Origin of the sequence: Streptomyces sp. NPDC006283 (assembly GCF_040613325.1) — a bacterium.
GTDB lineage: Bacteria > Actinomycetota > Actinomycetes > Streptomycetales > Streptomycetaceae > Streptomyces.
The window spans coordinates 95,089-121,929 of record NZ_JBEXRZ010000002.1; the positions used below are offsets into that span (position 1 = coordinate 95,089).

Sequence of the window (26,841 nt, forward strand, 5' to 3'; positions counted from 1 at the left end):
CGGCGCTGCCTGCCCGCGCGCGCCTGTCTAGAAGCTCACCAGCACCTTGACGACGTCCTCCAGCTTCTTGTCCGACACCTCGAAGGCACGCTCCATCTCGTCGAAGGAGTACGTGTGTGTCGTCATGCGCGTGGGGTCGAGGCGGCCCTTCTCCAGGACGCGCAGCAGCCGCTCCATCCGGAGCCGTCCGCCGGGGCAGAGCCCGGAGGTGATCGTCTTGTCGGCCATGCCCACGCCCCAGGCGACGCGGGGAATGCTGACGTAGTCGCCGGACCCGAAGTAGCCGATGTTGGAGATCGTCCCGCCGGGCTTCGTGATCTCGACTCCGGTCTTGAAGGTGACGTCCGCGCCCAGCGCCTCGATCGCCGTGTCCACCCCCTGCCCGCCGGTCAGTTCGAGAACGCGCTCGGCCACGTCCTCGCGGGTGAAGTCGACAATCTCGTCCGCTCCGTAGAAGCGCGCGAGTTCCTGCCTGCTCGGCACGGACTCGACACCGATGACGAGTCCCGCGCCCAGAAGCCTGGCCCCTGCCGTCGCCATCAGACCCACGGGGCCCTGGGCGAGAACGGCCACGGTCCCGCCCATCGGAATATTGCCGTGCTCGGCGCCCATGAATCCCGTTGAAAGCATGTCAGCGCAGTAGACGGCCGCTTCGTCGGAGATTTCGTCGGGGATCTTCGCGAGATTGGCGTCGGCGTCACCGACATGGAAGAGCTCGGCGAATACGCCGTCCTTCAGGTTCGCGAACTTGAATCCCCCGAGCGGTCCGCCCGACTGGGACGGATAGCCGTTCTGGGAAGCCAGATCGCCCCAGTCCGGAGTAATGGCACCGACGAGGACACGGTCGCCGGGCCGGAAGTCCTTGACGTCGCTGCCCACGGATTCCACGACACCGACGGCCTCATGCCCCAGCGTCAGGTCTTCCCGCGGCCCGATGCCGCCCTGCACTGTGTGGGAGTCGGAGGTGCAGATCAGGGCCTTCGTCGTACGCACCAAGGCGTCACGGGAGCCGACGTGGGGCACCGGCTTCTCCATGAAGGCCACTCTGCCGATTTCCTTCATGACAAATGCCCGCACAGCTTCTTCCTCCTGCCGGCTCTTCCCGGTCGGGGAAATCCCGGAGCCATCGGTAGACCGGATTGCGTCACCGCTTGTCGGTCCCCCGCGCGGCGACTGCTCCAGACTCGTTGAAACCTACCTCGGCCGCAAGCGGCGCCTTGGGAACCGACCTCCCGGCCATACGCCCGGATTGTTGGACCGTCCCATAGGGTGGTGACCCATGAACGGCACGGGTGCCCTGAGGGCTTTCATCGGTTGCTTTACATCGAATGGGGGACGGGGAATCGTCCAGGCCGCAGTGGATCCGGGCACAGGAGCCTTGACCGCGGCAGGCACCATCGAGACCGTTCCCGACCCGTCGTATCTGGCTGTCGGGCACCGGGAAGGGGGCCCGGTCCTCTACTGCGTGTCCGAAACGGTCGAAGGAGCGGTCGCCGGCTTCGACGTCTCGGGGCCGGCACCGCGGTTGCTCGGCGAGCCCGTCCCGACAGGAGCGGCCGAGCCGACGCACCTCACCGTCTGTCAGGACCATCTGGTGACGGCGGACTACGGATCCGGGAGCGTCACGGTGCTGCCGCTGGCCGCCGACGGCGCTCCCCTTGAGCCGAGCAGCGTGTTGCACCACGAGGGATCCGGGCCGCACCCGGAACGCCAGTCGGCCCCGCACGCCCATCAGGTGATTCAGGATCCTTCGGGAGGCTGGGTGCTGAGCGTCGACCTCGGCACCGACTCGGTGCGGGTCTGCTCCCTGGACACGCGCACCGGACAGCTCACCCTCCACAGCGTCATGAGTCTGCTGCCGGGCACAGGTCCGCGTCACCTCGTCTTCCACCCGCGCGGGCACCATGCGTACGTGCTGGGGGAACTCCGGCCCACCGTTGTGGTATGCCGCTGGAACCCGGAGACCGGAGAGCTGCGGTCCATCGGAGAATGTCCCCTCTTTCCGGATGGCGCCGGCGTTCCGGTGCAGCCCTCCGCCCCCGTTGTTTCCAGGGACGGCAGGCACCTTTGGGCGGCGGTACGCGGCACCGACACCATCGCAGTCCTCTCCGTGGACGAGCCCGGTGAGGGGGTGCGGGTCGTCACCTCGGTGCCGTGCGGAGGCCGCTGGCCGCGCGACCTCGCGCTGCACCCGTCGGGCGCCCACCTGTACGCCGCCAACGAGCGCTCGGGCGATGTGACCTGGTTCGACATCGATGCGACAGGGGTGCCACGCCGAACCGGGTCACTTGCCGTGCCGGCAGCGTCCAGCGTCACCTTCGCATGACGCGGCTCCACCCTGCTGCCGTTCGGTCGATGCAGCCACCGCTCGTCCACCGCTGTTCTGCGCCGGGCCCAGGCGGAGCGATTCCTTCAGTTCCTCAGTCGGGACACGTTCTACGGCCCGCAGCCGTATCGCTCCCTGTAGCGCTGGCGTCGGGTCTGTCTCAGTACCGCGGCAGGGCGGCCACGCCGTCCGTCGCACGGTAGGGAGTGGGGCAGGGTTCGGTGAAGGCTGTGCCGCCCGGAACGGACGCGCGCCGCAGCAGCAGCGCTGCAGGTGTGCCCGTCTGGACCCGCCGAACTGCGCGTACGGCGCGGTCGGCATGATGCTGGAGGTCAAAGCCTGCGGCGGCGAACGGCAGCACCCCGTGGGGGTCTGGCACCGTCGAGTCGAGGAGGATCCATGGCCGACCAGCGCGAGGAGACAGGCCGCATCGTGGTCGGAGTGGACGGTTCGGACGCATCGAAGCAAGCCCTTCGCTGGGCCGTGCGTCAGGCGGAGGTCACGCGTGGTGTGGTGGAGGCGGTGACTGCTTGGGACTTTCCAGAGTTCCACGGCGCGCTCGGCTGGCTGCCCCCGTCGAGCGGCGACGAAGCTGCTCTGGAGGCCGAAGCGAGCAAAGAACTCACAGAAGCCGTAGAGGAAGCCGTGGGACCGCAGCCGCCGGTGGAGGTACGTACCGCGGTGCGTTACGGCACCCCGGCCAGTGTGCTGCTGAACGCGTCCCGCAGCGCGTCCCTGCTTGTGGTCGGCAGCCGAGGCCTCGGGGGCTTTGCAGGGTTGCTGCTGGGGTCGGTGGCCCAGCACTGCATTCAGCATGCCGCCTGCCCGGTCCTTGTCGTTCGTGGCGACGGCAATTAGCACCGGATGGACGAGCTGAGCGGACTCCCGAACGCGCGCCGAAACAGCGATCCCGGGGGAGCGGCACAGCCATCCTCGGGACTGGTACTCCGCCAGCGGTGTTGCGACAAGGGGCCGGGAGCCACACGACTCGGCCCCGCGCTCACCGAGATCCTGCGCCCACCAGGGCGCCGAGGGCGTCCTCGCCCCACTTCGCCACTGAGCCCCAGTCGACCTCCGGACACCACCACAGGCAAGATCCGTTTTCCTGCGGTCTGCCGCGGGATCGTCACCTTGCGGTGGGAGATCGTCGGCACCCCTGCCGGACGACGCATCGTGGAGGGCACCGTCCAGATCCAGCCGGTGCGGACACGCCAGGTGGTCAGGAGGGGCGAAGGTCGTCACTGCGCGGCCGTGCCGTCGTTCTTCTCACTGCGGCAGCCGGAGACGGCGCTCGCGGAGAGGGCCCTCGACGTGCCTGTCAGTGGGCGTGGTCAACGCGCCTGTCGGTGGGTGTAGTTAGGGTGCCGCCGGGGATGGCTGGTAATCGAGTGCCTGCCTGCTTGCCAGGCCACCTTTCCTGTCACCCACTTCCGTTTTGAGCAGTCCGTTCGCGAAGAGAGCTCACCCTATGACTGACCTCTACACGATCTCCATCGACGCGGTGGAGGACATGGCCTGCCGCGGGCGGGTCCACATCATCAACCCCGACTCCCTCTTCGTCCCCGAGGGCCGGACCTTCCCCGTGTCGTTGATTTTCGAGACCTGGTTCCCGGAGGACGACGAGGCCCCCAGCACCGCGGTACTTGGTGACGAGGATCCCTTCGTCACCGCGCAACGCCCCGCACTGGAGCCGATGATCTACTGCAGGCGAGAGATACGTATCAATGAGGACGGCTACCTCCTGTCATACGACGGGCAGACTCTGCTCGAACCACGCCAGCACGCGAAGGACGTGCCCGGGAAGAGGCGCGGCGGCGGACGCGACGAGATCTCCGAGTACTTCGCCCTGGATGTCCCGAAGGAGGACCTCGTCCACCACGCCCCGTCGATCGTCACCTCGTATGAGGTAAGCCCGCTGCGGAACGTGCCGCTGCTCAGGGAGATCCTCCGGTTCAACGACGGAGACCCGCTGACCGAGGAAGAGCTGGCGGCGGAGGAGGAGGCTTACGAGGGTGTGGAGATGGACGAGTGGGAGTTGCTGGATGACGGCTGGGAGTTGATGATGACCCGTCCCTTCGAGGAACGCCCGTACGCCGATATCACCTTCACGGTGACCGACGTCCGATACCTGAAACACCTCACCCCCGGCCTCCGCTGGCGCACGGCGATCTGGCGGTAACGCCACGCATAAGGGGGCCGCGTACCCTCGGTTCAAGCGGCTGCTCACCGCGCATGAGCTGCATCTGTTCTTCTCTCCGACTCGCGACGAGGACAACGAGTTCCGAGGCATCGCAGCCCCTTCCCGCGGGCAGCGGGCGACACGTCCTGCCGAACTCAGGTTGGCTGTGCGGGTGGCCGCGCCGATCGTTGCGTACCGGCCCTCCCTGCGGACCTGATCGTCGGCAAGCACCGCAACGGACCCACCGCCAACATCTCGGTCACCTTCCAAGGGCACGACAGCCGATTCGTGGACATGGCGCAGACCTGAGACTCCCCGGACGCGATCGCCTCATCGGCGACAGCCTCAACTGCGCCGGCTCCGCGGTGTTCACCCGTCCGATCCCGAAAAACGCCGGCGCCGAACGAACGTTTTGAAGGACTGCGGCGGCCCAAGGGTGGCCCTCGGGCGTGAGCCGTCCCGTCGTTGCGCGTGGAGGCGGGTGAGGTGGTCGGCTGTTCTTGGGTCAGCCGTCGCGCAGGCGGGCGGTCTGTTCAGTGCCGACGTCTGTGGTGCGTCGCAGGTAGCGCTCGATGACGGTGAGCTCTTCGTCGGTGAAGTCGTCGAGCGCCCGGCCGAAGGCTTCGCCGGGAGCGTCCCAGGCTGCCTCGATCTCGGGGCTGCGGCCGGCCGCGAGGGTGACGAGCATCTTGCGCCGGTCGTGGGTGTCTGGATGGCGTTCGGCGAGGCCGGCCTTTTGCAGGCGGTCGACCAGGCGGGTGGCCGATCCGGAGGTGAGTCCAGTCAGTTCCGCGATCTCCCCGGTGGTACGGGGGCCGGGCTCCAGGGCGAGCAGGCTCACGCACTGCAGGTCGGTGGGGTGCAGGCCGAGGTGCTCGGCCATGGCCTGGTTGAACAGTACGTAGGCCGCGTGGTGGCGCTGGGCCGCCGCGGTGACCTCCGCGACCAGCTCCCCGCGGGTTCGGTTTGACATGGAATCGTCCTCGTGTCCTACTCATATCTGCGCCGCGCAGATGTTGTGTGGTGCAGATTCGAGTTTCTTTTTTACCACGACCCCGGGAGAACCCATGACCAGCCATACCCCCGAGCAACTGCGCGCCCTCTACGGTCGCTGGAGCGAACTGTGGCGCGGTGACTTCAGCCACGCCGAGGAGATCCTCGACCCCGACTTCATCGTCCACCAGGCCCGTCCCGACGGCAGTGACTCCGAGGCCGTCACCGGACCCGAGCGCCTGCTGCCTGAGATCGAGCAGACCATGGCCGCCTTCGGCGACATCACCATCACCGTCGATCTCGGCCCGATCGTCGACGGTGACCTGATTTCCGCCCGCTGGACCATGAGCGCCACCTACACGGGCGGCATTCCCCAAGCCACCGCCCCCGTCGGCACGAAGATCTCCTTCAGCGGCAACGACATCCTGCGCGTTCGGGACGGCCGGTTCGTCGAGTACTGGACCTGCACCGACATCCTCGACGGCCTGTCCCAGCTCGGCGCGATCTCCGGCCCCAACGGCCCCGCCCACCACTGATACCAGCGGGACCGGGCCCCGGCGAGGAGCCGGTGTGACCTTCCGCGCCGCTCTCTTGGCACCGGCCCCGAAGCGCCGGCGCAAAGCATCCGCGCCGCCGACCTTCTCGACGCACTGCCAGGCGTCCGCCTTCCCGACCTCGTGAGCAGCGTGACCGTGGGGTGCTTGGAAGGCGCCCAAAGCGCCGACGAGCCCGCGCCGCAGCGCTCGGAGTCGGCGGTTGTCCGGACGAGTAGTCGTCAGGTTCCTCCAGCTGATCGGCGGCCGACGGTTCCCTTAGGGGCGTGGCCGGGGCGCCTTGACCGTCAAGAGGTCTGAGCCCCGCGAATGCGGCACGGGCTCGGGCCTGGCGGGCGAGCTGCCCGACACCCGCGCCGCCCGGCCGCCAGCCGTCGCACCTCGCGGCGGCGTCCTTGGGCGAGCGCTACACGCGCCGGCACCTGATGCGACGCATGCGACGAGACCACTCCGGGCCAACGGCCTGCGACCGCCAACGCGTTCCTGCCTGCCAAGCAGCACATCACGGTCGCTATCCAGTTCCTGCGATGGCTGGTTGACCGCGGAAGGAGCCTTGGCGAGTGCAGTCAGCATGACGTCGATGCCTGGTTCGGCAACGGCACCAGCACGCGCGGGCACGCCGACAACTTTCTCTATTGGATCATCAAGCAGAGGCTGGTCAGCAAGATCGCCGTCCCCTGCAAGGCTCCAGCGCGCCGTCGGCCGGTGGACCAGGACGGGTGACGACCCCTGGCCGATCAGCGCGGCTGCGACGTCTCCGGTGCCCGGCCGCCGTCGGCTGGGTCAGGGGTGAGGTACCGGTGCAGTGGGGGCTCCGTCGCCAGCACGGCGCCGATGGTCACGGCGAAGGTGACGGCGGCGCACAGGACGATCAGCCACGACAGCATGACCAGGACCAGCCCCATGGATCCGTATTCCTGCACCGACCGGTTGAGCGCGCCAGGCATGTAGAGCCGGGCCGTCAGGCCCAGGGCGCTGGTGGAGGCCGCGGCCAGCAGCGCGCCGGGAAGAAGCTGCAGCCATGCGATGCGCGCGGCCAGCAGCAGGTGCTGGGTCCACAGCCACACACCTGTGCTCACCACGAAGAACACGGGGACACCGAGCCACAGCCCCGCGCCGAAACCGGTTCTGACCGGGTCCTGGAGCAGGACCAGCAGAACCAGGGCCAGCAGCCACACCACCCAGCGCCAGGCCGAGATCCGTGCCCCCGTCTTGGGCAGCTGCCACGCACGTTGGCAGACCCTGGCCATCGCGCGGCTGAAACTGGTGGCGGAGATCAGCGCCAGCGCGACGCTGATGGCGCCACTCGTCTCGCGCAGGCTCTTCATGGTCGGGTCGCCCAGAACCTTTTGAAGTTCCCGCTCCGACGCCCCGCTCAGGCCGAACATGGCGCGTAGGGACTCCAGGAGCTGATCCCGCACGCTCTGCGGTGCGAACGCGGCGAAGGCGAACAGCAGTGGTACGGACGCCAGGAACGCCTGAGCCGCGAGCCTGGTCCCGGCGTCCAGCAGGTTCGCGGACAGAAGCCGGGCCGTCAGTTCGGTCAGGACAGGAAAGCGCTGTTCGGCTCCGGCGCGCAGATGTTGCAGCCGCGCCGTCCACGCCATCCCGCCTCCCGAGCCCACGCCGCGCCGACGCAGGCCAGTCAACACCCGCACCCGCCGCGAGCCAACGATGCTGAGCCGACCGAAGAACGCGCACGGCACACGTCCCACGGACAGCGCACACCCGCTCGTGCCGGCGCGCGGACCGGGGAAGGGTGGCAGGCGGCGTCCGGGACTGCCGCGAGCGTCGCCAGAAAGGGAGAGCGCGGTGAAAGGGAACACAGTGGGGCGCCGGACGGTGCACCCGGATCCGGCCGACGCTCCACGCGGCACCTGTTCCGCCTTCCACGGGCAGCGGCCCGAGCCATGGCGAGACGCCCATGACCCATCTCGGCACGCTCGTACTGATCATGGCCGTCGCCGTGCTCGCCCCGCTGCTCGCGGGAGGCGCGGCGCGCAGAATTCGCATTCCGCTGGTCATCTTCGAGATCGCGCTGGGCATCGTCGTCGGCCCGCACGTCCTCGGGTGGGCGCACACCGACCAAGTCATCGACACACTGGCCGACCTGGGCCTGTCCATGCTGATCTTCCTCGCCGGGTACGAGATCGAGTTCGCGGCCGTGCGCGGCCGGCCCCCTGCGGCGTTCGCTGTGGGCCTGGCTGGTCCCCATCGCCGCCGGCATCGGGCTCGCCTTCCTGCTCAGCGGCGGGGCGGCATACGAGGCGCTCGTCATCGGGACCGCTCTGACCAGCACGGCTCTGGGTACCGTGCTGCCGATCCTGCGGGACAACGGGGATCTGCGGGGCCGCTTCGGCACGGCGATGTCCGCGTTCCGAGCCGCCGGCGAGTTCGCCCCGTCATCACCGTAAACCGGCCGAGTCCGCGGCTCTGCTGATCGCGTTCGGCGTGATCACCACGGCCGCGGTCTTCTGGTCCACGCGACCGACGCCGCCCTGGACGTCCGTGGAACATCGCGCAGCGGCACCGGCGGGATTGCGAGTCGTTCGACCGGGGTTCCGGGGCCGCGCAGCACGTCGCCGAGGATGTCGACCTCGCCCCCGGCGGCGTGCCGGAACACCCCGACGGCGAGCGCCGCCTTGGACGGGAAGTGCTGGTAGACCGAGCCGGCCGCGTCGGCGACCGCCGTCACGGTGGCGTGTGCCCAGCCCACCTCGGCGACGACTTCGGTGGCGCGGGCGACGAGGTGTTCCCGGGCGGCTTCGAGCCGACGAATTTCGGCTGGGGTCTTGCGGTAGGCCACGAAAGAAGTGAACCATCATTCATAGTTTCCCGACGAGCCGGTGCGACCGGCTCGGAACCCCTGGAGAACGTGTGCATCTCTGTGCCCTGCTGGACAGCGTCGTTCGCTCGGCCGGCCGCGAAGAAGCTCTGGTCCACGGAGACCGGCGCTGGACCTACCGTGAGTTCGCGGACGCGGCTCGCCGCGCCGCAACCGTGCTGACGGAGGCCGGACTGCGGCCCGGCGACCGCCTGGCCGTGATGACGTACAACACCCCGGCCTTCCTGTTCGCCGCCTTCGGCGCCTGGTACGCCGGCGCCACACTGGTGCCGGTCAACCACAAGCTGCAGACGGCCGAGATCGAGCACCAACTGCGCCACTGCGGCGCCCGGCTCGCGGTCGTCGACCAGGAGATCGGTGTCCGAGCGACCTCCGCCGGCGTCGACGTCCGCTGGCTGGTGAGCCACCCGGACACCGCCGCGGCCGACCTCCCGGCCGATTCGTTCGAGGCCCTTGTGGACGCGGCCCACGAGTGGGCCGGTGAGGGCGGAGAGGACAGCGACATCGCCCAGATCCTGTACACGTCGGGCACCTCCGGCACCCCCAAGGGGTGCGTGCACACCCACCGGGGCATCGCGCTGACCGCCACGTACACCGCGGCCACCGTTCCGCTGCGGCGGGACGAGCGGTTCCTGGTGTGCATGCCCATCTGGCACGCGTCCCCGCTCAACAACTGGACGATGGGCACCCTCTTGCTCGGCGGCACCGTGGTGCTCCAGCGAGAGTACGAACCCCGCGCCATGCTGGAGATCGTCCAGAAGGAGCGGATCACGGCGATGTTCGGAGCGCCGATCGCTCTCATCGCCCCGGTGCAGACGGTTGCGGACTTCGACGCGTACGACCTCTCGTCGGTGCGTTCCTGGATCTACGGAGCCGGACCGCTGGACGCGGACACGGCGCGCCGGCTGATGAAGGCGTACGGCAGCGACAACTTCCACCAGGTGTACGGGATGAGCGAGATGGGGCCCGTGGGCGCCTCTCTCTCGCCGGCGGAGCAGGTGGAGAAGGCCGGTGCCATCGGGCGCGGCGGGATGCCGGGCGTCGACCTGCGGGTCGTGCGGCCGGACGGCACCGACGCGGCGGCCGGTCAGACGGGTGAGATCTGGCTGCGCTCGGACACCCGGATGGTCGGATACCTCGACAACGCCGAGGCCACCGCCGAGGTCTTCGCCGGCGACTGGTACCGCAGCGGCGACCTGGGCCGGATCGACGAGGACGGGTTCGTCACGATCGTGGACCGGATCAAGGACGTGATCATCACGGGCGGGGAGAACGTGGCGTCGCAGGAGGTCGAGGGCGCGCTGCGCGGCCACCCCGACGTTCTCGACGTCGCGGTCGTCGGCCGCCCGCACGAACAGTGGGGCGAGACAGTGGTCGCCGTTGTGGTCCCGCGTGAGGACGCGCAGCTGGACCTGGCGGGTGTGCGTGAATGGCTGGAGCCGCGGATCGCCCGCTACAAGATCCCGCGTGAGCTGGTGCTGCGGCAGGCGCTGCCCCGTACGCCCTCGGGGAAGGTCACCAAGCACGTACTGCGAGACGAGTTCGCCGCCTGACCGGGTGGTGAACAGCGGTGTCTTGCCTACCGGGCCCGCGGTGGGCGCTCGTTCGCCTGGTTCGCTCCGTCCTGCTTTCGCTCCTTTCGGCCCCGTCGAGGCGGGCTCCCGGATCAGGGCGCGTGATCGCAGCCGCGTAGAGTCGCGGCATGGCGGAGGAGCGGGCCCAGCAGGCGCGCAGGGGGCCGGGCAGGCCGCGCGAGGAACGGGTCACCCGCGCCGTGCTGGACGCCGTCGTCGCCCTGGTGGCGGAGTGTGGCATGAGCGCGCTGACCATGGACGCCGTGGCGGCACGCGCGGGGGTGAGCAAGCCGGCGATGTACCGGCGCTGGTCCACCAAGCAGGACCTGGTCATCGCCGCGGCGGAGTTGCGGATCGGTCCGTTGTCCGTGCCCGACATGGGGCACTTTCGGGCCGAGTTGCGGGCCGTGCTGACGGCGCGCATGGAGGCGTACGGGCAGCCCGGGGGCGACCGGCTCCTCGCCGGGGCGATCGGCGCCGCGGCGGAGGCGGGCGCGGAGCCGTCGAGAAGACCGTGCTGAGGGCGCCGTTCGCGCCCGCGCCGCGCGGACTGTTCACCGGATCACCGTCACTGTCGCCCCGCCCCCGTACTTCGTCACCAACCGGACGGACCGTACGACCGCGGCTCGCTGCGTGGGCGGCATGTCGCATACGACGTCACGTCCGCCCGGGACGCCTTCCGGAAAGGGGCAAGCAGTCCTACTGCCCTACCCGGCCGTCGATGCATTCGCGCAGCAGATCCGCGTGCCCGCAGTGCCGGGCGTACTCCTCGATCCGGTGAACCCACAGCTCCCGCACAGCGGTCCCGTCCTGACCCACCCGGGCGCCCAGATCGGGATACTCGGCCAGCAACTTGTCGGTGGCGGCCTGTTCACGAGCGAGATCGGCGAACGCTCCGTCGACGAGCGCCTGTTGAGGCGCGGCTCCCTCGAAGTCGGCATCACCCGGCCCGTACAGCTTCGGTGTCGGGCCGCCTGGCAGAATCCAATCGCGCCAGTCCCGCTCGACCTCGGCAAGGTGGCGGACCAGTCCCAGCAAGGACATGGTCGACGGCGGCACCGACCGGCGTGCCAGTTTCTCCGGATCCAACCCCTCGCACTTCATCTGCAGGGTCAGTCGGTAGTCGTTCAGGAAGCCCTGCAGCGTCGCCAACTCACCATCCGCGCCGGCTCCGTCACGATTGCGGGGATCCTTGTCGGGGTCCGCCCACATGTCGGGGTAGACACTGGCCTGACTCCACCGCTCGGGCATGTTGTTCATGTGCGCACACTGCTGGGCAGTGGCCCGACATGCAAGCGAGTTTTCACGCGTGGCCGTCGGTGCCGGTCGCCCGTACCGGGCTCCGGCTCGCCCGCCCTCTTGGCGTCCAAAACCTGAGGGCCCGGCAGGGTGCAGCCCCTGGTGGGGTGGGAGCGGTGGTTTGTCAGTGCTGGCTCAGTGCTGACTCCTGGGGTGGAGGAATCGCTCGACTTCAGCACGGACCCGGTAGCCTGCCGCCCTGCCGACGGCCCGGACGACAACCGGTACTGGCCAGAGGTCTTCCACGACGAGGCGGGCGGCGTGCTGTGACGGGACGGCAGCGTCTGGCGCTCCTGGCACCGCCCACCGTTCAGCGCAGGTCTGCGGGGCGCCGTAGGGCAGGGCAAGGCGAGCACGAAGGAAGATCACTACTCTTCACGAGTGCTCTCATACGACGAGTTGACCTCACCAGAGCGTGAGTTGTGGGATGCGTTCCCCGAGGGACGCCGCGTTGACCTGCGCACGGGCGTGCCCGAGGACGACAGTGTCGCCGAGGGTGGACAGTGGGGCCCCGGGCGGACGGTGCGGGCCGCCGTGATCACCACGCTCCTCATGAGCGCCGCCACCGCGCAACCAGGCGGCGTCGCGAGCCTGAGGCTCGCCGGGGCGCGCATATCCGGACACCTCGACCTGGCCGGCGCGCAGATCGCTCATGCCCTCTGGCTCGAAGACTGCTGGTTCGAGGAGGGAGCGGACCTCTCAGGAGCGTCGACCCGGTCGATCGCCATCGTGGGCAGCCGAGTGCCGGGTGTGGAAGCCGGCTTGACGCGTGTCGAGGGACGCCTCGACCTGCGGCGCTCTCGGCTGGTCAGCGGCTCTCCCTCGCCTTTCCACCGCAGGGTCACCGCCCTCTCGCTCATCAACGCCCACGTGAGTGGCGCAGTGAACCTCAACGGCGCCGAGATCAGCGCCCCCGGCGAATGGGCGGTGTCCGCCGGCGGGCTGGTTGCGGACGGTGGCCTCTACTGCGAGGACGGATTCGTCGCGCACGGTGAAGTCCGCCTCATGGGCGCACAGCTACCAGGCGGACTGCACATGCGGGGCGCACTACTGGAACGCCCCGGCGGGCGCTGGGTGACGCTGGCCCTGGACAACGCCGTGGGGTCGACGTTCAACTTCTCGGACGGTTTCGTCGCGAACGGGACCGTACGGCTGCGGGGCGCCCGGATCTCGGACAAGCTGACCTTCGCAGGAGCCGTCCTGAACGGGCCGCCCGACGGCGACGGTCCATCCTTGGCCGCGCCACTGATGCAGGCCGTCGACTTCGACTTCACCCTCGTCCGGCCACCGTCCGGCACAGTGGACTTGCGGGGTGCGCAAGTGTCCCACGTCCACGACAGCGACCACAGCTGGCCGGACGTGGTGGAGCTGGACGGCTTCGTCTACGGCTCCATCAAGACCGACGAGGCCGGCGAGCGGAGGGAGACGGTGGGGCGGCGGGACTCCGTGGCCGGACGCGTGGCGTGGATACGACGCAACCCGGGCTACAACCCGCAACCCTACGAGCAGTTGGCGGGCTGGTACCGGAAGGCCGGCCACGATGACGACGCCCGCCGCGTCCTCCTGGCCAAACAGCGCCATCGACGGCAGGTTCTCTCGCCGGCCGCGCGTGTGTGGGGGCACATGCTCGACGTCACCGTCGGCTATGGGTACCGTCCCTGGCTGGCCGGCGTCTGGCTTGTCGCCCTGACCTTGCTGGGCGCGCTGTCCTTTGGCACTCACTCCCCGAATCCGGCCAAACGGGGCGAGGGTGCCCCGTTCCAGCCCCTGGTCTACACACTTGACCTCTTGATCCCCATCGGCGGTCTGGGTCAGCGGACGGCCTGGTACTGGACGAACGACGGTCTCCAGTGGCTGGCCTACCTGCTGATCGCCTTCGGCTGGGTGCTGACGACCGCCGTCATTGCCGGTGTCACCCGCACCCTGCAAAGGAATTAGGCATCGGCCCATCCTTCGGTTGGAGTTCGGCCGGTAGTCATCCCTTGTCCTGCGGTCCCCATCGCAGTGTCCTCGCGGACGTGATCTTCACGGGACCGGTGGGCATGGCTGACGGGGCGCCGACAACAGCCCGACTGCGGGATGTGCTGAACCGTTCCGGGCGCGTTGTGATCGTCGAGGGATCGCCTGACGAGGCCGACTCGGCCGACCTGGCACTGATCGGGCACATCCAAGCACCGAGGCCATGAGGTTCCGGCCCCGGCTGCTACGGCGCTCAGAGGTCTGCCTGACAGCACCCTGCCGACTGTCGGCCGGGTCTCCACCAAGCCCTTCAGCGGCAGCGCCCCGCCTCCGTGCCGCCGGTCATCGCCGCCCCCTGCCCGGCTGCCGTTGAGGGAGGCCGGGCCCCGAGTGACCAGCGCTCCTACCGCTCGCTCTCGTCCTCGCCGACCGACGGTCCAGCAGTGGTAGGCGCCCGGCTTCCTGCGGCCGGAAGAACGCGCATCGGCCGTGGAAGTCGACGGGGTCGAACGCAGCGGCGAGAGGTGGGCGAGGAGGTCGTCGGTGACGGGGAAGCCGTCGGCGGGGAGCTGCTTGGCGGCGCGGTCGAGGTAGAGGCAGTTCCACAGGACCAGTTGTTGAGGGCCAGGCCGAGCGTGCCGAGGTGGTCCTATCGGCGGGGCCTGGTTCACCCATTCGGTCCACCCAAGCGCCTCGCGAGCACCTTACGTGATGCATTGGTTACGAAGAGTGCTGGACGTCGGAAGGGTGAGAGATGAGGGCTGTACGAGACACCGCTCGAATATCCAAGCGGAAACTGCGTGGCACGCTCGCCGTGCTGAGTGTTTGTGGATTGCTGCTGACCGCCTGCTCGTCGCTGCACCCGCAGCAGCCCCCCGCCGCGACGGGGCCGGCCAGGGCCGGCGCCGTCGGGGGAGCGGACAGCACCGCCACCGTTTCGCCGGAACTGTTGCCCTATTACCGGCAGACCCTCCACTGGAAACCCTGCGCAGCCGTGCCGTCGTTCCAGTGCGCCACGCTGACGGTGCCGCTGGACTACGCCCGTCCGCAGGCCGGCGACATCCGCCTGGCCGCCATCCGCAAGAAGGCCACCGCCGCCGGTGCCGCACGCATGGGCTCGCTGCTGCTCAACCCCGGCGGCCCCGGGGCATCCGCGGTCGAAACACTGCTGGTTACCGCCGACCGATACTCCCCGGCCATGCGCGCCGCCTACGACTTGGTCGCACTCGATCCCCGCGGCGTGGGCGCCAGCACCCCGGTGGACTGCGACACCGACACGCCCGTCACCATCTCCGGAGTGTCCCGACCCGGTAAGTCCACCACGGCCGGGCAAGCGGCGATCAAAGACGAGGACGCGGCGTTCAAGCAAGTCGCCGCTGAATGCGCGCGGCACGCCGGGCGGCTGCTGCCCCATGTCGGAACGCCCGATACGGCTCGGGACATGGACATCATGCGGGCACTCCTGGGCGACGACCGGCTGAACTTCCTCGGCTTCTCCTACGGCACCTACCTGGGCGCCACCTACGCCGAACTCTTCCCCTCCCGGGTGGGCCGCATGGTCCTGGACGGCGCTGTCGACCCCGCACTCGACGGGTACCGCCGGTTCCTGGAACCCGCACACACTCACCAGGTCGCCTGGGAGTCCTTCGCCGCCGACTGTGCCGCCCGTCCCGCCTGCCCGGTCGGCCACTCCGTCAAGGAGGCCGGCCGCGCACTGGACTCGCTGCGGGCCACGTTGAACAGGACCCCGCTTCGACAGGGCAAGGACGTCACCGTCACCGGGGAAGATCTCATGAACGCCGTCGTGGTGGCCCTCATGGCACCCGCGTGGGACCCACTGCGCGCCGCCCTGCGCGAAGTTCAAGCCGGTGACACCACGACATTGCAGCAACTCCTCGCCGAGGTGATGGACGCCGACCCGGGCGACCAAGCGTTCTCGGCGATCAGTTGCCGGAGCTCCACGCTCGGAGCGGGACTCACCTCTGCTCAGGCCGAGGCGGCGCTGCCCGAGTTCCTGCGTGCCTCGCCCCAGTTCGGCGACCTCCTGGTGAAGCTCCTCATGATGTGCACCCACTGGCCGGTCCCGGCGACCCAGCCATCGCACCCCATCACGGCGCCCGGCGCTGCGCCGATGCTCGTCGTCGGCACCACCCGCGACCCCGCCACCCCGTACTCCTGGGCCAAGGCACTCGCCCGCCAGCTCGACTCCGGTCACCTGCTCACCTACGACGGCGACGGACACACCGCCTACCTCCGGGACAGCACCTGCATCAACACCGCCGTCGATCAGTACTTGATCCACGGCCGGCTCCCGGCCACCGGCAAAGTCTGCACGTGAGAGAAGTTCCGATCAGGGGGCCGGGCACCGTTGCGCCCCGCCCCGGCGGTGGGGCTGTGGCACCCACGCTGCGCCGAGACGGCCCAGTTGAGAAGGGGACACCGGTGACAAGCTGATCGATGGTCTGCATCATGTGGGCATGTCACCTGTGAGCGTTCATGTGAAGCCGAAGACAGGCAAAGAGATCACGCTCGAAGACCTGCGTGAGCTCGTGGACAAGACCAAGGGTCTGGACGGGAAGTCGCCGATCCTGGCGACGATCAACAATCGGCAGACGAAGATCAGTCTGATCGACATAGATGCCACTGCCTGACTGCCTTTCACTGCACAGCCGGGCCCCGAGCCGTCTGGTTCGGGGCCGTTGTGCGTTCAAGGCACGCCAACCCATCCATACCCGTGCCGGATGTGCCGGCAGCAGCGCCGGCCTCGGCGGGCGGCCCGCCCGCTGCGCCCTCAGGCTCTGCGTAAGGACCACGTCCACACGCTGACGGTCTCGGTCCCGGCCGTGTCCGTCCTGCCGTTCCACAGCTTCGGCGAATTCACGGACGTCGACGCGGAATGCGCTTTCGACGTCAGGGCGTTGCTGTCGATGACGTCCCGCCGCATCGGGAGTGCGGTCGTGCGCACCAACCGCGCCGACGCCACCGTCCGTGTCCTCGGCCGGCGACGGGGCGACCGCACCGCTCACCCGCCGGCAGCGCCGAGACCTTCAGCACCTACTGCCCGGACGCCGCCACCGGCAAGCGGATACCGCCGGAGCCCGGCACTTCAGTACGCCGACGCCCCGCCCACGACGGCCTGACGCCCGCCACCGGGGCGAGCGCGACCGGCGGCGCCCCCGCCCGGCCGGGGTCGGGGGAGCGGTTCCCTGCCGATGAAAGGCGCAGAGCGGCGGGTCGGTACCTGCTGGATGCTCGCCCGGATCGGGTGGGAGCCGGGCGACTGTCGGCCCGTCAAGTGTTTACGCGTCGTCAGTCGACGGTCCAGCCGCGGAGCTGACGGGCGATGCGCGGAACGCTCAGCGTCCCCGCGGCGACGTCACGCACGAGGATGACGGCCGCTATTGGCGGGTACTCGAGCCTGCGCCCGTGCAGGGAGAGGTACGCCTCGGTGGAGTGCCACGCGAAGGTATCGTTCGAGTGCTCGAGGCAGGGGAGTTTGGCCAGGGTCTGCAGCAGCGCGGCGGCTTTGAAGTGCACGGAGCTGTAGACGTCGTGCTCCATGGACCGGGCGTTGACCCGCGCGGCGGCCGCAAACAGGGGACCCAGATCGTCGACCGGGGGGTCGTCGGGAAGAAGCTCGGCGGCATGCAGCAGAAAGGTGACCTCGAGCGGATGATGCGGTGCCGGCTCGGTCACGCGGCCTGGCCCCGCTCCCGCTGCTCGAGCTCAGCTCGGGCCTGCTGCTCGGCGGCACGCTGCTCCGCGGAGGGGTCGGTGCTGCTGGGCTCGGCGGCGAAGGCAGCGGCGCTGCGGGCCATCGACTCCTTGAAGCCGTCCAGGAACCGCTGCTCGACCGCGGTCGCGCGCGTATAGGCGGCGGAGAGGATGTACTCCTGCATGCTCACCCCTTCCTGGGCTGCGGCGGCAGCAATCACAGCCCGCTGCTCGGGGTCGGGGAAGCGGAGGTTCATGGCTTTGGGCTCTGGCATGGTGCCAATGGTACCAGCGGTACCATCTGCGGGCCCAGGGGCGCTCGTCCCGGGTTGGCGCGGTGGCGGCCTGCGGGCAGAAGTGGGTGGCCGCGGCATGATCGCGCCTGTTTCGGTGTCAGTGCCTTCTGTCTCTGGCTTCTGTCTGTGGCTTCTGCCTGAGGCGAAGGCCGTCCACGCGAGAACGCACGGGTGGCCCTCCAGTTGGGCAATCGCTCGCAGCGGCTGCGGATGGAGCCCGGGTGCGCGGGTAGGCGCAGGGCAGGAGGACGAGGCACGCCATGCGGTTCTGTACGAGTGATCCCTCAGGTCCCGGCTACCGTCGGCGGCGGCACGGACGAGGCTTCCGGTATGCCGGCACCGATGGGCGGCCGATCCGTGCGGGGCCGGAGCTCGAACGTATCCGCGCCCTCGTCATCCCGCCGGCCTGGACCGAAGTATGGATCTGCCCCCACCCCAACGGCCACATCCAGGCCGTCGGTACCGACGACGCGGGACGCCGCCAGTACCTCTACCATCCACGCTTCCGTGAACAGCAGGAGGCGGCCAAGCACGGGCGCGTGCTGGAGGTAGGCGCCGCGCTGCCCCGATTGCGCGCGCGGGTGTCGCGCGACCTCGATGCGCGGGGGCTCACCAGGTCCCGCGTGCTCGCGCTCGGGGTCCGGCTGCTCGACCTCGGCTTCTTCCGGGTCGGTGACGGCCACTACACGCGGTCGAACGAGTCGTACGGGCTGACGACCGTCCTGCGGGAGCAGGTCACCTGCCGCGCCGGCGAGGTCGGCTTCGACTATCCGGCCAAGAGCGGACGGCGCTACTGCCGGGAGATCGTCGACGACCAGGCCTTCGCCGCCGTTCGGTGCCTGCTGCGGCGACGTGAGGAAGGCGAGCGTCTCTTCGCGTACTGGCAGGCCCCCGACTGGCACGAGATCAGCGGTGCCGACCTGAACGAATGCCTTCGCGACCTCTCCGGCCGGGACATCACCAGCAAGGACTTCAGGACATGGCACGCGACTGTCCTGGCCGCCGTCGCACTCGCCGTCTCTGCCCCCGTCGCCGAGACCTCGCAGGCGGCCCGCCGACGCGCGGCCTCCCGGGCCGTGAACGAAGTGGCCCAGTACCTGGGCAACACCCCGTCGGTGTGCCGTGCCTCGTACATCAATCCACGACTCTTCGAGCTCTTCGAGCAGGGGAAGACCATCGCACCCATACTCGGCGAGCTCGGCGCCGACCACCGGCCGGGCATGCTCGCGACCCAGGGCCCGGTCGAGGAGGCGGTCATCCGCTTGCTGAGCTGACGCACCGCCACCTGCGGCGGTGCGGAACACTTCCAGCTGGGCGAGCGCGGCCTGGTCGGCGGTGCGCTTGGGCCGGCGCCCGCCGACCCGCCCCCGGGCCCGCGCGGAGGCGACCTCGTCGTTTCGTATGCGCCACGTCAGCTCGCGCTGGAGCTCGGCGAGCACGGACAGCATCTCGAACATCGCCCGCCCCTCCATGGCGGAGGTGTCAATGCCCTGCTCATTTATGTGCAGCCCGATGTCGCGCTCGCGCAGCTCGGCGCCGAGGGGCACCAGGTGCAGCACGGAGCGGGAGAGCCGGTCGAACCGGGTCACCTTCAACGTGTCGCCCTCGCGCAGCAACTGCATGACGAGATCGAGCTTCGGGCGGTACGCCTTCGCGCAGCTGCGACATCCACGTGGATGTCGTCGCGGTCGACGCCGTGGCGGAGTAGTGCGTCGAACCTATGATCGGGGTTCTGGTCGGCTGTCGATGTGCGGCAGTAGCCAAGAAGCAGTGCCGGAAACTACCCGAAGGACCGTTCTCCGACGTTGATTTCCGACGCGAGTTGTCGACAGTGCCCACCTGCCGGTTCGTGATCGTGAGCGTCGGCAGACGGTCGTTTGCCGACACTCACGAGCTGGGCGGCTGGCTCGGGCAGATTGCGGCCTCGATGTGGGCGAGTTGGGCGGCGAGGATCTCTTCGAACGCGGCGCGGCGCTCCACCCCGAGGGGGCGGACGTCGCGGGCGAAGTGGGCCAGGGCGGGGAAGCGTTCGGGGTCGGCGCCGAGTACCGCGACGCGGAACAGCTCCATGCCCTGTTCGTACTCTTCTGCGGTGATGGAGCTGACCCCGGCCTCGGAGGCGATCAACGCGGCGATGAGGACCGCGAGCCGGTGATAGCGTGCCGGGATCTCCTCGTCGGGCAGCCCCGACGCGCGCAGGGCCTGCAGCACCTCTTCCATGACCAGCCGGGAACCGGCGCCGCCTGACGCGTACCGGCCCCAGACCGCGGCGAGCTGGGGCTGCTGGCCGAACGCCTCTCTCGCGCGCAGGGCCAGGGCGGTGATGCGCTGCTTCCAGTCGCCCTCGGCGCGGTAACCGTCCATGGAAGCCAGGAGGATCCGGTCGGCGACCGCGCGCAGCAGTTCGGTCTTGCTGCGGAAGTGCCGGTACAGGCTGGAGGAATCGGTCCCGAGGACCGCGGCCAGCTTGCGCACGCTGAACGAGTCCGCGTCGCTCGTGCGCAAAAACTCCTCTGCCGCGTCCAGGATTTCCTCGGTCGACCAGCGCCTTCGGCCTGCCATTTCGCTCCTCTCGCCGGATCTCAGCCTAGCCTATGCACTTGGCGTTGCACGCACCGCGTGCATAATGAGGACATGGGCATGCCGGGCGGCCCGGCAGGAGGCGGGCCGGCGTGCCACTCGTGCCCTGTTGTCCGGGTCCGGCGACCGATGCGGAGCTCACCCCGGGGAATACGAAAGGACGCATGACGTGAAGAACCCACTGGATTCCGTGGCGCTGAACGCAGCCCTCGAAAACGTCCACCGCGCCGGGATGCCGGGCCTGTTCGCCGAGGTGCGCCACGGCGACCAGGCCTGGCGCGGTGCCGCCGGGGTCGCCGATGTCGCCACCGGTCGCCCCGTCACCGCCGGCATGCGGCACCGGGTCGGCAGCATCACCAAGACCTTCACCGCCGCCGCGGTCCTGCAACAGGTCGAGGCCGGTCAGATCGGTCTCGACAGACCGATCGGCCGGTACCTGCCGGGGCTGGTTCCCGGAGAACGCGGTGACGCGATCACGGTCCGAATGCTGATCAACCACACCAGCGGCCTCGCCGAGTACCTCCCGTACGCCTACCCCTCCTTCAAGGCGTTTCCCGTCCTCGCGGACACCGGGCCCCAGAGCCTGGACGACCACCGGTTCACGCGGTTCGACCCCGCGGAACTGATCGAGATGGGGGTCACCGCACCCGCCGTCGGCGCCCCGGGCGGCACCCCGGGGGTGTACTCCAACACCAACTACCTGCTCCTTGTCCAACTCCTGGAACAGGTGACCGGCACCACGGCCGAGCGGTACATCACCCGGAACGTCATCGAGCGCGCCGGGCTCCGGGACACCGAACTCCCCGCCGGACCGTACGTCGACGGGCCGCACTCGCAGCTCTATGAGGCGTGGTTCGGCATGATCGACCCGCCGCGCGACTACAGCGTCTACGACATGTCATGGGTGGGGCCGTCGGCCTCGCTGATATCAACCGTCGCGGACCTCAACCGCTTCTACGGCATGCTGCTGGCCGGGGAGATCGTCAGCCCGTCGTCGCTGGCGCAGATGCAGCGCACCGTCCCGGTCGTCTCCCAAGAGGGAAGGACGATCGACTACGGCCTCGGCCTGCACACGATGGAGGGACCCGGTCAGGGCACCTTCTGGGGCCATGGCGGCACGGTCTGGGGTGCCGGAACGCTGGCCATGATCCGTGCCGACGGCAAGCGGCAGATGGCGGTCGCGGTGAATATGCAGAGGTGGAACAGGCTCGACTCCTACGGCAAGCCGCAGCCCCATCCCATCGACGACGCGCTCGCGGCTCTCCACCGCGTGGCGATGTACGGCTGACCGGCCTGCCGCCGGCCTACAGCGCCACCGTGGAATTCCACCCGCTGCGCGGCGAAGGTATCGACTGCGCACTGCGTCTGCTGCAGGCCGGCGTGTCGGTCGAGCTGCACCAGTGGCCCGGCACGTTCCGCGGGTCGCAGGCGGTCCTGTCCGCCGAGGTGTCGCAGCGCCAGATCGCCGAACTCGCCGCAGCCCTGCGCCGTGCCCTGGCCCGAGTGACGTCGTCGCGGCCGACCCAGGCAGGCATCCCATGCCCACAACTCACCCGATGAAAGACCACCGCAGGAAGGACGCCCTAGCATGACTGTCACCCGGATCGAACTCTTCGGATCCTTGATCCACCTTCAGCCCGGCGGCCAGGTGCACACCGAGCAGCCCACAGCGGACACCGAGCTCGAGCGGGACGGCTGGCTGCTGATGGTCGCCCATGCGGAGACCGACGCCGACGTCCACGGCGACCACTGGGAAATTCACACCGAGGCGGACGAATTCGTCTCCTGCCTCACTGGCGCAATACGTATCATCCTCCGTCCGGAACAGCCGGGAGACGACGAGGAGGAGATCAAACTGGGTGCTGGAACCGCGGCCATCGTGCCACGCGGGCGATGGCACCGCCTCGCATTGGACGCCCCCAGCGACATGATGGCCGTCACCCTGCCGCGCGGCACGCGTGAGGAGAAGTGGACCGAAGCCTAGGCCGAAGCCGCACCCGGTCTGCACCCACAGCAACGCGGCACAGGCCCCATCACCCACGTCCGCGCCCACCCGTAACTCGCCCCTCTCGCCGGGCGCGACCGACGAAATACAGTTCTGCAGGCGACGGCCGGTTCAGCGCAGTTCCCGGTCGCGGCCGCCGCCTGCAGTCGCAGCCGGGCAGGCGCCCTGAAAGGGTTGCGTCTGTTGCGGCGGTTGTGCGGGCGTTGTGATGGTGAATGGACGGGACGGGTGTTGGTGGCCTCAGTGCCGGAGCAGACCGCCGACTTGGATGGGGGTGACGTGGCCGGTTGCCGGCGTGGTCCGGGCCAGGGTGAGGCCGATGTCGAGCAGGGAGGATCGGCTGAGGCGGGCGACATCGGGGATCGGGGTCCAGACCGACTCGGTGGTTTCGCCGTTCGGCTCGGGCCGGAGTCGGCCGCCGGTGATGCGGACCTGGTAATAGATGCCGACGTTGTGCAGTTCGGGCCGGCCGGGCAAGCGGCGCTCCGCCGCGGGGATCACTCTTGAGTCCACGCCGAGTAGACGGGTGACCACTGCATCCAGGCCTGTCTCTTCGGTGATCTCCCGAATCACCGCATCGAACGGATCTTCCCCGTGTTCGACTTTGCCGCCCGGGAGAGTCCAGGTCTTCTCGCCGTCCGGTTTCGCGGCGTGTGTGAGGAGTACGTGTCCGTCCTTGATAGACACGGCATATGCCGCCAGTCGTAGGTCCATTGTCGGAGGCTGTCCGGCGTTCCTGTTTGTCGTGGGCGGGTGGGCAGTGGGTGGCTGGCCTTGGATGTGAAGTCCTGCCCGGTGTGGGTGAGTTGCTCGTCGAGCGCTGGTTGGCGGTGTGGGTGGGTTAGTGGGTGGGGGGTGGGGTGGGGGTGTGTTGGTGGGGGTGGTTGAGGGCGTTGGTGAGGGTGGTGAGGTGGGGTTGGAGGGTGGTGTGGAGGTGGTTGGTGAGGGTGGGGATTTGGTTGTGGTGGTGGGGGGTGAGGTGGTGGTGGGTGAGGAGGTCGCCGGTGTGGGGGGTGAGTTGGTTGAGGAGGTAGAGGTTGGTGAGGTTTTTGAGGTGGGTGTGGGTGGTGGGGTGGGTGGTGTGGTTGAGGGTGGTGAGGAGGGCGTTGGTGGTGTGTTGGAGGGTGGTGAGGTGGGTGAGGGTGAGGGCGGGGTTGGTGGCGTTGTTGAAGCGGGTGTGGGGGTTGGTGGTGTGGGGGGTGGTGCGGAGGGCGTGTTTGGCGCGGGTGTGCCAGATGTGTTGGAGGTGGGTGAGGAGGTTTTTGAGGTGGTTGAGGTTGGTGAGGGGGTTGGGGGGTGTGGGGGTGGTGGGGGGTGTGGGTGGGGGGGTGAGGAGGAGTTCGGCGGCGGTTTTGAGGGTGATGAGGAGGTTGTCGCCTTCGGCGGTGATGGTGCCTTCGAGGTGTTGGGTGTAGTGGGCGAGGGGGTTGTGGGGGTGGAGGGCCCAGGCGCCGCAGCGTTCGCGGCTGGTGGTGGTGATGGTGCGGGCGTGGTGGGTGGTGAAGGCTTTGGTGAGGGCGGTGAGTTGGTGGGTTTGGTTTTTGGTGGGGGGTGGGTCGGTGTGGTAGCGGGGGTTGGGGGGTGTGGGGGGTGGGGTGGGGCCGTTGTGGTGGTGGTGGGTGTGGTGGGTGAGGGTGTGGCGGTGGAGGAGGGTGAGGGCGTAGGTGGTGGCGAGGTTGTCGAGGAGGGGGGCGTGGTGGGCGCGGTGGGTGGTGAGGGGGGTGGGGCCGTTGTGGTGGTGGGTGGTGTGGCGGTGGGTGGCGTAGTGGACGGCGATGGTGATGGCGGCGCGGGCGGTGCCGGTGGCGGCGGCGCTCATGCAGAGTTTGCCGAGGGTGACGCGGTCGATGGTGGTGAGGAAGCGTTTTCTGCGGTTGCCGTGGGTGGTGGTGTGGGTGCCGTCGGGGTGGAGGCGGTTGTGGGGGGCTTGGAGGAGGGCGGTGGCGGGGAGGCGGACGTGGGTGAAGGTGGTGATGGCGTGGTCGACGGGGTGGGGGAGGTGGCGGGGTGGGAGGGGGGTGATGTGGATGCCGGGGTGGGTGCCGTTTTCGTCGTGGAGGGGGGTGAGGAAGAGGTGGATGCCGTGGTCGTGGCCGTCGTGGGTGATGAGGCGGGCGGCGACGAGGGCGGTTTTGGGGCCGCCGGTGGTGGTGGTGTTGGGCATGAATTTGGCGGCGCCGGGGGTGGGGGTGTGGAGGGTGAATTCGCCGGTGTCGGGGTGGTGGTGGGCGGTGGTTTTGAGGTTGGCGGCGTCGTTGCCGTGGGCGAGTTCGGTGACGAGGAAGGTGCCGGTGTGCTGGAGGGTGGTGTAGGGGGTGAGGTCGCGTTGTTCGGGGTGGTCGTGGTCGAGGATGGTGCCGAGGAAGAGGTTGTAGTGGATGCCGGCGAGGGTGCCCAGGGCGCTGTCGGCGATGCCGGTCCATTCGTGGAGGGCGGCGAGGCGGCGGGGGTCGGACGCGAGGGCGAGGGGGTCGCCGGCGGCGGTGGCGTTGAGGCGGCGCAGGCGCTGGTAGGAGCGGGCGGTGCGCTGGGTGGGGGTGAGGTCGTCGTCGTGGGTGAGGAAGTCCTCGTGGGTGATGAGGGTGCGCCAGGGGGTGTGGAGGGTGTCTTCCTCGTCGCCGTCGAACAGCAGGTGGCGCAGTTCGCGGGTGACGGCGGCGGCGGCGTCGTCGGGTGCGGGTGAGGGGCCGCTCGCGGCGCCGGGTGCGGCGGGGGTGTGGGGCGGGGCGGGGAAGACGGTGGCGGGCGCGGGGGCGGTGACCGGAGGGCCGAGCACCTGGCCGGCCCGCGCACCCGCGCCACTCGCGCCACCCGCGGCACGGGCGGCCGGCACACCGGCGGCGGTGCCCCCGCCTGCCGCGCCGCCGCCTGCCGCAGCAGCCGCACCGGCCGCAGCAGCCGCAGGAGCCGCACCGGCCGCAGGAGCCGCGGTGGCCGAAGGAGCCGGGGCGGCCGCACCGGCCGAAGTGGCCGAAGTGGCCGAAGTGGCCGAAGTGGCCGAAGTGGCGGGGGTGGTGGGGGTGGTGGTGGCGTGCTTGGTGAACGTCAGCAGGGTCATGGCCTCTCCGCGGGATGGTCGGTCCGGATGAATCTGGGAAGCGCAGGGCCCCAAAGATACGTACCCACCGGTTTTGTTTTCAAGGCGTATTGCGGGTTACTCCGTGACGTGCGTCACGCTCACGGGCCGCGGAGGCGGCTTCCGAGGGCGGGAACCCCTGGTCGGTAGCAATCATTCCGCTTGAAAGGGACCATTGGGTCCGGGATGCAAAACCGGCAGGACGGTTTGATAGATGGGGGGTTACGGGCCGGGGTGCGGTGACCTGGGTCCCGTGCGGCCGCGGGGCTGGCCGCAGCCCTGTGGGCTGCTAAGATACGAACCCGCCGGTTTCTTTTGTGGTTGGGGTGGGGGTGCCGGCCACGGCCGGCGGGCCGGGCCGGTTCGGCATGTGCGGCGGGCATGTTCGGTCCGGCATGTGCGGTGGGCATGTTCGCGCGGTGTGTGCGGCGGGCATGGTCGCGGCGGGCGTGTTCGGTGCGGCGTGTGCGGCGGGCATGGTCGCGGCGGGCGTGTGCGGCGGGTGTGGTCGCGGTGGGTGTTGACCGGGTGTGGACGGATGTCGGAGGTGGTGGGTGATGGCGCGGCAGGAGCGGGCCGTGAGGACGCGGCAGGCGATTTTGGTGGCGGCGGCCGAGGTGTTCGACGAGGTCGGCTACGAGGCGGCGACCATTTCCGAGATCCTCAAGCGGTCGGGGCTGACGAAGGGCGCGTTGTATTTTCATTTCGCGTCGAAGGAGGAGCTGGCGCAGGGGGTGCTGGCGGAGCAGGTGCATGCGCTGCCGGAGCTGGTGGAGGGGGAGTTGCGGCTGCAGACGGCGGTGGACCGGGCGTTGATGCTGGCGTATCTGCTGCGCCGGGACACCGGGGATCCGATCGTGCGGGGCAGTGTGCGGCTGACGGTGGAGCAGGGGGCGTTGCGCGACGGGCTGGACCGGCGGGTGCCGATGCAGGCGTGGATGCAGCAGACGCTGGAGCTGTTCGAGCAGGCGCGGTCGGGCGGGGAGATCGGCCCGCACGTGGATCTCGAGGGGGCGGCGAAGACGTTCGTGGGCGCGTTCACCGGGGTGCAGGTGCTGTCGAACATCATGACCGGCCGTGCGGACATGACCGAGCGGGTCGCGGACCTGTACCGGTTCTTGATGAGCGCGATCGCGGTGCCCGCGGTACTGGTGCGCCTGGACTTCTCCGCCGACCGCGGGGCCCGCGCCTACGAGCAGGCGGTGCGCCACCGCGAGGACGCCGAACAGCCCGCCCCCCACTGACCACTGACCGCCCCCGCCCCCGGGGCCGCTGCCCCGCCGGGCCCGTTGACCGCCCCCGCCCCCCGGGGCCGCTGCCCCGCCGGGCCCGTTGACCGCCCCCGCCCCCGGGGCCGCTGCACCACCTGAGCCCGGAGACCAAGATGCTCCAGGACGCCGGCTACCAGACCGCGATCATCGGCAAATGGCACCTGGGCCAC

24 protein-coding genes and 3 pseudogenes are annotated in these 26,841 nt (G+C 69.5%); 15 read left to right on the plus strand and 12 right to left on the minus strand.

Translation table 11 applies throughout. The annotated features are described in order from the left end of the window. Positions 1-27: 27 nt before the first annotated feature. Positions 28-1,035, minus strand: a complete 1,008-nt coding sequence (locus ABZ070_RS01065; protein ID WP_356628506.1) for an NAD(P)-dependent alcohol dehydrogenase — start codon at positions 1,033-1,035, stop codon at positions 28-30. A gap of 244 nt (positions 1,036-1,279) precedes the next feature. On the opposite strand from ABZ070_RS01065, the gene ABZ070_RS01070 reads away from it, so the two are divergent. Then, positions 1,280-2,326, plus strand: a complete 1,047-nt coding sequence (locus ABZ070_RS01070; protein ID WP_356628508.1) for a lactonase family protein — start codon at positions 1,280-1,282, stop codon at positions 2,324-2,326. Positions 2,327-2,486: 160 nt separating this feature from the next. On the opposite strand, the gene ABZ070_RS01075 is transcribed toward ABZ070_RS01070, so the two are convergent. Continuing rightward, positions 2,487-2,705 (minus strand): hypothetical protein, encoded by a 219-nt coding sequence (locus ABZ070_RS01075; RefSeq protein ID WP_356628510.1) that lies wholly within the window; start codon positions 2,703-2,705, stop codon positions 2,487-2,489. A gap of 20 nt (positions 2,706-2,725) precedes the next feature. Between ABZ070_RS01075 and ABZ070_RS01080 the strand changes: the two genes are divergently transcribed. Beyond that, a complete protein-coding gene (locus ABZ070_RS01080; RefSeq protein ID WP_356628512.1) occupies positions 2,726-3,184 on the plus strand; it encodes a universal stress protein in 459 nt (152 codons plus the stop codon). Between the two features lie 610 nt (positions 3,185-3,794). Further along, a complete protein-coding gene (locus ABZ070_RS01085; RefSeq protein ID WP_356628514.1) occupies positions 3,795-4,505 on the plus strand; it encodes a hypothetical protein in 711 nt (236 codons plus the stop codon). Positions 4,506-5,010: 505 nt separating this feature from the next. Here the strand turns inward: ABZ070_RS01085 and ABZ070_RS01090 are convergent. After that, on the minus strand, positions 5,011-5,478 hold the full coding sequence (locus tag ABZ070_RS01090; RefSeq protein WP_356628516.1) for a MarR family transcriptional regulator: 468 nt from the start codon (positions 5,476-5,478) through the stop codon (positions 5,011-5,013). Between the two features lie 94 nt (positions 5,479-5,572). Here ABZ070_RS01090 and ABZ070_RS01095 point away from each other — a divergent pair, with 94 nt between their 5' ends. Continuing rightward, positions 5,573-6,034, plus strand: a complete 462-nt coding sequence (locus tag ABZ070_RS01095; RefSeq protein WP_356628518.1) for an ester cyclase — start codon at positions 5,573-5,575, stop codon at positions 6,032-6,034. A 755-nt stretch (positions 6,035-6,789) separates the two neighbouring features. Here the strand turns inward: ABZ070_RS01095 and ABZ070_RS01100 are convergent. Further along, the gene (locus ABZ070_RS01100) at positions 6,790-7,659 is read right to left on the minus strand and encodes a YhjD/YihY/BrkB family envelope integrity protein (protein WP_356628520.1); all 870 of its coding nucleotides are present in this window, start codon (positions 7,657-7,659) and stop codon (positions 6,790-6,792) included. 317 nt (positions 7,660-7,976) lie between these two features. Between ABZ070_RS01100 and ABZ070_RS01105 the strand changes: the two are divergent. Beyond that, a pseudogene (locus ABZ070_RS01105) lies at positions 7,977-8,554 on the plus strand (cation:proton antiporter); the annotation flags it as partial. Between the two features lie 37 nt (positions 8,555-8,591). Here ABZ070_RS01105 and ABZ070_RS01110 read toward each other — a convergent pair. Beyond that, a pseudogene (locus tag ABZ070_RS01110) lies at positions 8,592-8,858 on the minus strand (TetR family transcriptional regulator); the annotation flags it as partial. Between the two features lie 71 nt (positions 8,859-8,929). On the opposite strand from ABZ070_RS01110, the gene ABZ070_RS01115 reads away from it, so the two are divergent. Both ABZ070_RS01115 and ABZ070_RS01120 read left to right on the plus strand, forming a co-directional pair. Continuing rightward, positions 8,930-10,450, plus strand: coding sequence for an AMP-binding protein (locus ABZ070_RS01115; protein ID WP_356628522.1), 1,521 nt, complete (start codon positions 8,930-8,932; stop codon positions 10,448-10,450). A gap of 149 nt (positions 10,451-10,599) precedes the next feature. Then, on the plus strand, positions 10,600-10,992 hold the full coding sequence (locus ABZ070_RS01120; RefSeq protein ID WP_356628524.1) for a helix-turn-helix domain-containing protein: 393 nt from the start codon (positions 10,600-10,602) through the stop codon (positions 10,990-10,992). A 178-nt stretch (positions 10,993-11,170) separates the two neighbouring features. On the opposite strand, the gene ABZ070_RS01125 is transcribed toward ABZ070_RS01120, so the two are convergent. Further along, positions 11,171-11,731, minus strand: coding sequence for a DinB family protein (locus tag ABZ070_RS01125; RefSeq protein ID WP_356628526.1), 561 nt, complete (start codon positions 11,729-11,731; stop codon positions 11,171-11,173). A 420-nt stretch (positions 11,732-12,151) separates the two neighbouring features. On the opposite strand from ABZ070_RS01125, the gene ABZ070_RS01130 reads away from it, so the two are divergent. The 3 genes from ABZ070_RS01130 (at position 12,152) to ABZ070_RS01140 (ending at position 16,380) form a co-directional block, all read left to right on the plus strand. After that, positions 12,152-13,708, plus strand: a complete 1,557-nt coding sequence (locus ABZ070_RS01130) for an oxidoreductase (RefSeq protein ID WP_356628528.1) — start codon at positions 12,152-12,154, stop codon at positions 13,706-13,708. Positions 13,709-14,483: 775 nt separating this feature from the next. Beyond that, positions 14,484-16,067 carry an alpha/beta hydrolase gene (locus ABZ070_RS01135; RefSeq protein WP_356628530.1) on the plus strand — a complete coding sequence of 528 codons (1,584 nt, stop codon included), beginning with the start codon at positions 14,484-14,486 and terminating at the stop codon, positions 16,065-16,067. A 139-nt stretch (positions 16,068-16,206) separates the two neighbouring features. Further along, complete coding sequence (locus tag ABZ070_RS01140) at positions 16,207-16,380, plus strand: hypothetical protein (protein WP_356628532.1); 174 nt, start codon at positions 16,207-16,209, stop codon at positions 16,378-16,380. 658 nt (positions 16,381-17,038) lie between these two features. Here ABZ070_RS01140 and ABZ070_RS01145 read toward each other — a convergent pair. Beyond that, on the minus strand, positions 17,039-17,425 hold the full coding sequence (locus ABZ070_RS01145) for a fic family toxin-antitoxin system, toxin component (protein WP_356628533.1): 387 nt from the start codon (positions 17,423-17,425) through the stop codon (positions 17,039-17,041). Next, complete coding sequence (locus ABZ070_RS01150) at positions 17,422-17,718, minus strand: DUF1778 domain-containing protein (protein ID WP_356628535.1); 297 nt, start codon at positions 17,716-17,718, stop codon at positions 17,422-17,424. The genes ABZ070_RS01145 and ABZ070_RS01150 overlap by 4 nt, the downstream gene beginning before the upstream one ends. 281 nt (positions 17,719-17,999) lie before the next feature. Here ABZ070_RS01150 and ABZ070_RS01155 point away from each other — a divergent pair, with 281 nt between their 5' ends. Further along, the gene (locus ABZ070_RS01155) at positions 18,000-19,013 is read left to right on the plus strand and encodes a DNA topoisomerase IB (RefSeq protein WP_356628537.1); all 1,014 of its coding nucleotides are present in this window, start codon (positions 18,000-18,002) and stop codon (positions 19,011-19,013) included. A gap of 147 nt (positions 19,014-19,160) precedes the next feature. On the opposite strand, the pseudogene ABZ070_RS01160 reads toward ABZ070_RS01155, so the two are convergent. Next, positions 19,161-19,361, minus strand: a pseudogene (locus tag ABZ070_RS01160) (recombinase family protein); the annotation flags it as partial. Positions 19,362-19,626: 265 nt separating this feature from the next. Continuing rightward, complete coding sequence (locus ABZ070_RS01165) at positions 19,627-20,301, minus strand: TetR/AcrR family transcriptional regulator (RefSeq protein WP_356628539.1); 675 nt, start codon at positions 20,299-20,301, stop codon at positions 19,627-19,629. Positions 20,302-20,488: 187 nt separating this feature from the next. Here ABZ070_RS01165 and ABZ070_RS01170 point away from each other — a divergent pair, with 187 nt between their 5' ends. From ABZ070_RS01170 to ABZ070_RS01180, 3 genes are read left to right on the plus strand one after another with little or no spacing between them, the layout of a single operon-like run. Next, on the plus strand, positions 20,489-21,607 hold the full coding sequence (locus ABZ070_RS01170) for a serine hydrolase domain-containing protein (RefSeq protein ID WP_356628541.1): 1,119 nt from the start codon (positions 20,489-20,491) through the stop codon (positions 21,605-21,607). Beyond that, a complete protein-coding gene (locus ABZ070_RS01175) occupies positions 21,517-21,879 on the plus strand; it encodes an alpha/beta hydrolase fold domain-containing protein (RefSeq protein WP_356628543.1) in 363 nt (120 codons plus the stop codon). Before ABZ070_RS01170 ends, ABZ070_RS01175 begins: the two co-directional genes overlap by 91 nt. 28 nt (positions 21,880-21,907) lie before the next feature. After that, positions 21,908-22,303, plus strand: a complete 396-nt coding sequence (locus tag ABZ070_RS01180; protein ID WP_356628545.1) for a cupin domain-containing protein — start codon at positions 21,908-21,910, stop codon at positions 22,301-22,303. 261 nt (positions 22,304-22,564) lie between these two features. On the opposite strand, the gene ABZ070_RS01185 is transcribed toward ABZ070_RS01180, so the two are convergent. Next, entirely contained in the window at positions 22,565-23,038 is a 474-nt protein-coding gene (locus tag ABZ070_RS01185) for an NUDIX hydrolase (protein ID WP_356628547.1), read from the minus strand. Between the two features lie 127 nt (positions 23,039-23,165). After that, a complete protein-coding gene (locus ABZ070_RS01190) occupies positions 23,166-25,382 on the minus strand; it encodes an acyl-CoA dehydrogenase (protein WP_356628549.1) in 2,217 nt (738 codons plus the stop codon). 575 nt (positions 25,383-25,957) lie between these two features. Here ABZ070_RS01190 and ABZ070_RS01195 point away from each other — a divergent pair. Further along, entirely contained in the window at positions 25,958-26,644 is a 687-nt protein-coding gene (locus ABZ070_RS01195; protein WP_356628551.1) for a ScbR family autoregulator-binding transcription factor, read from the plus strand. Positions 26,645-26,841 lie beyond the last annotated feature (197 nt).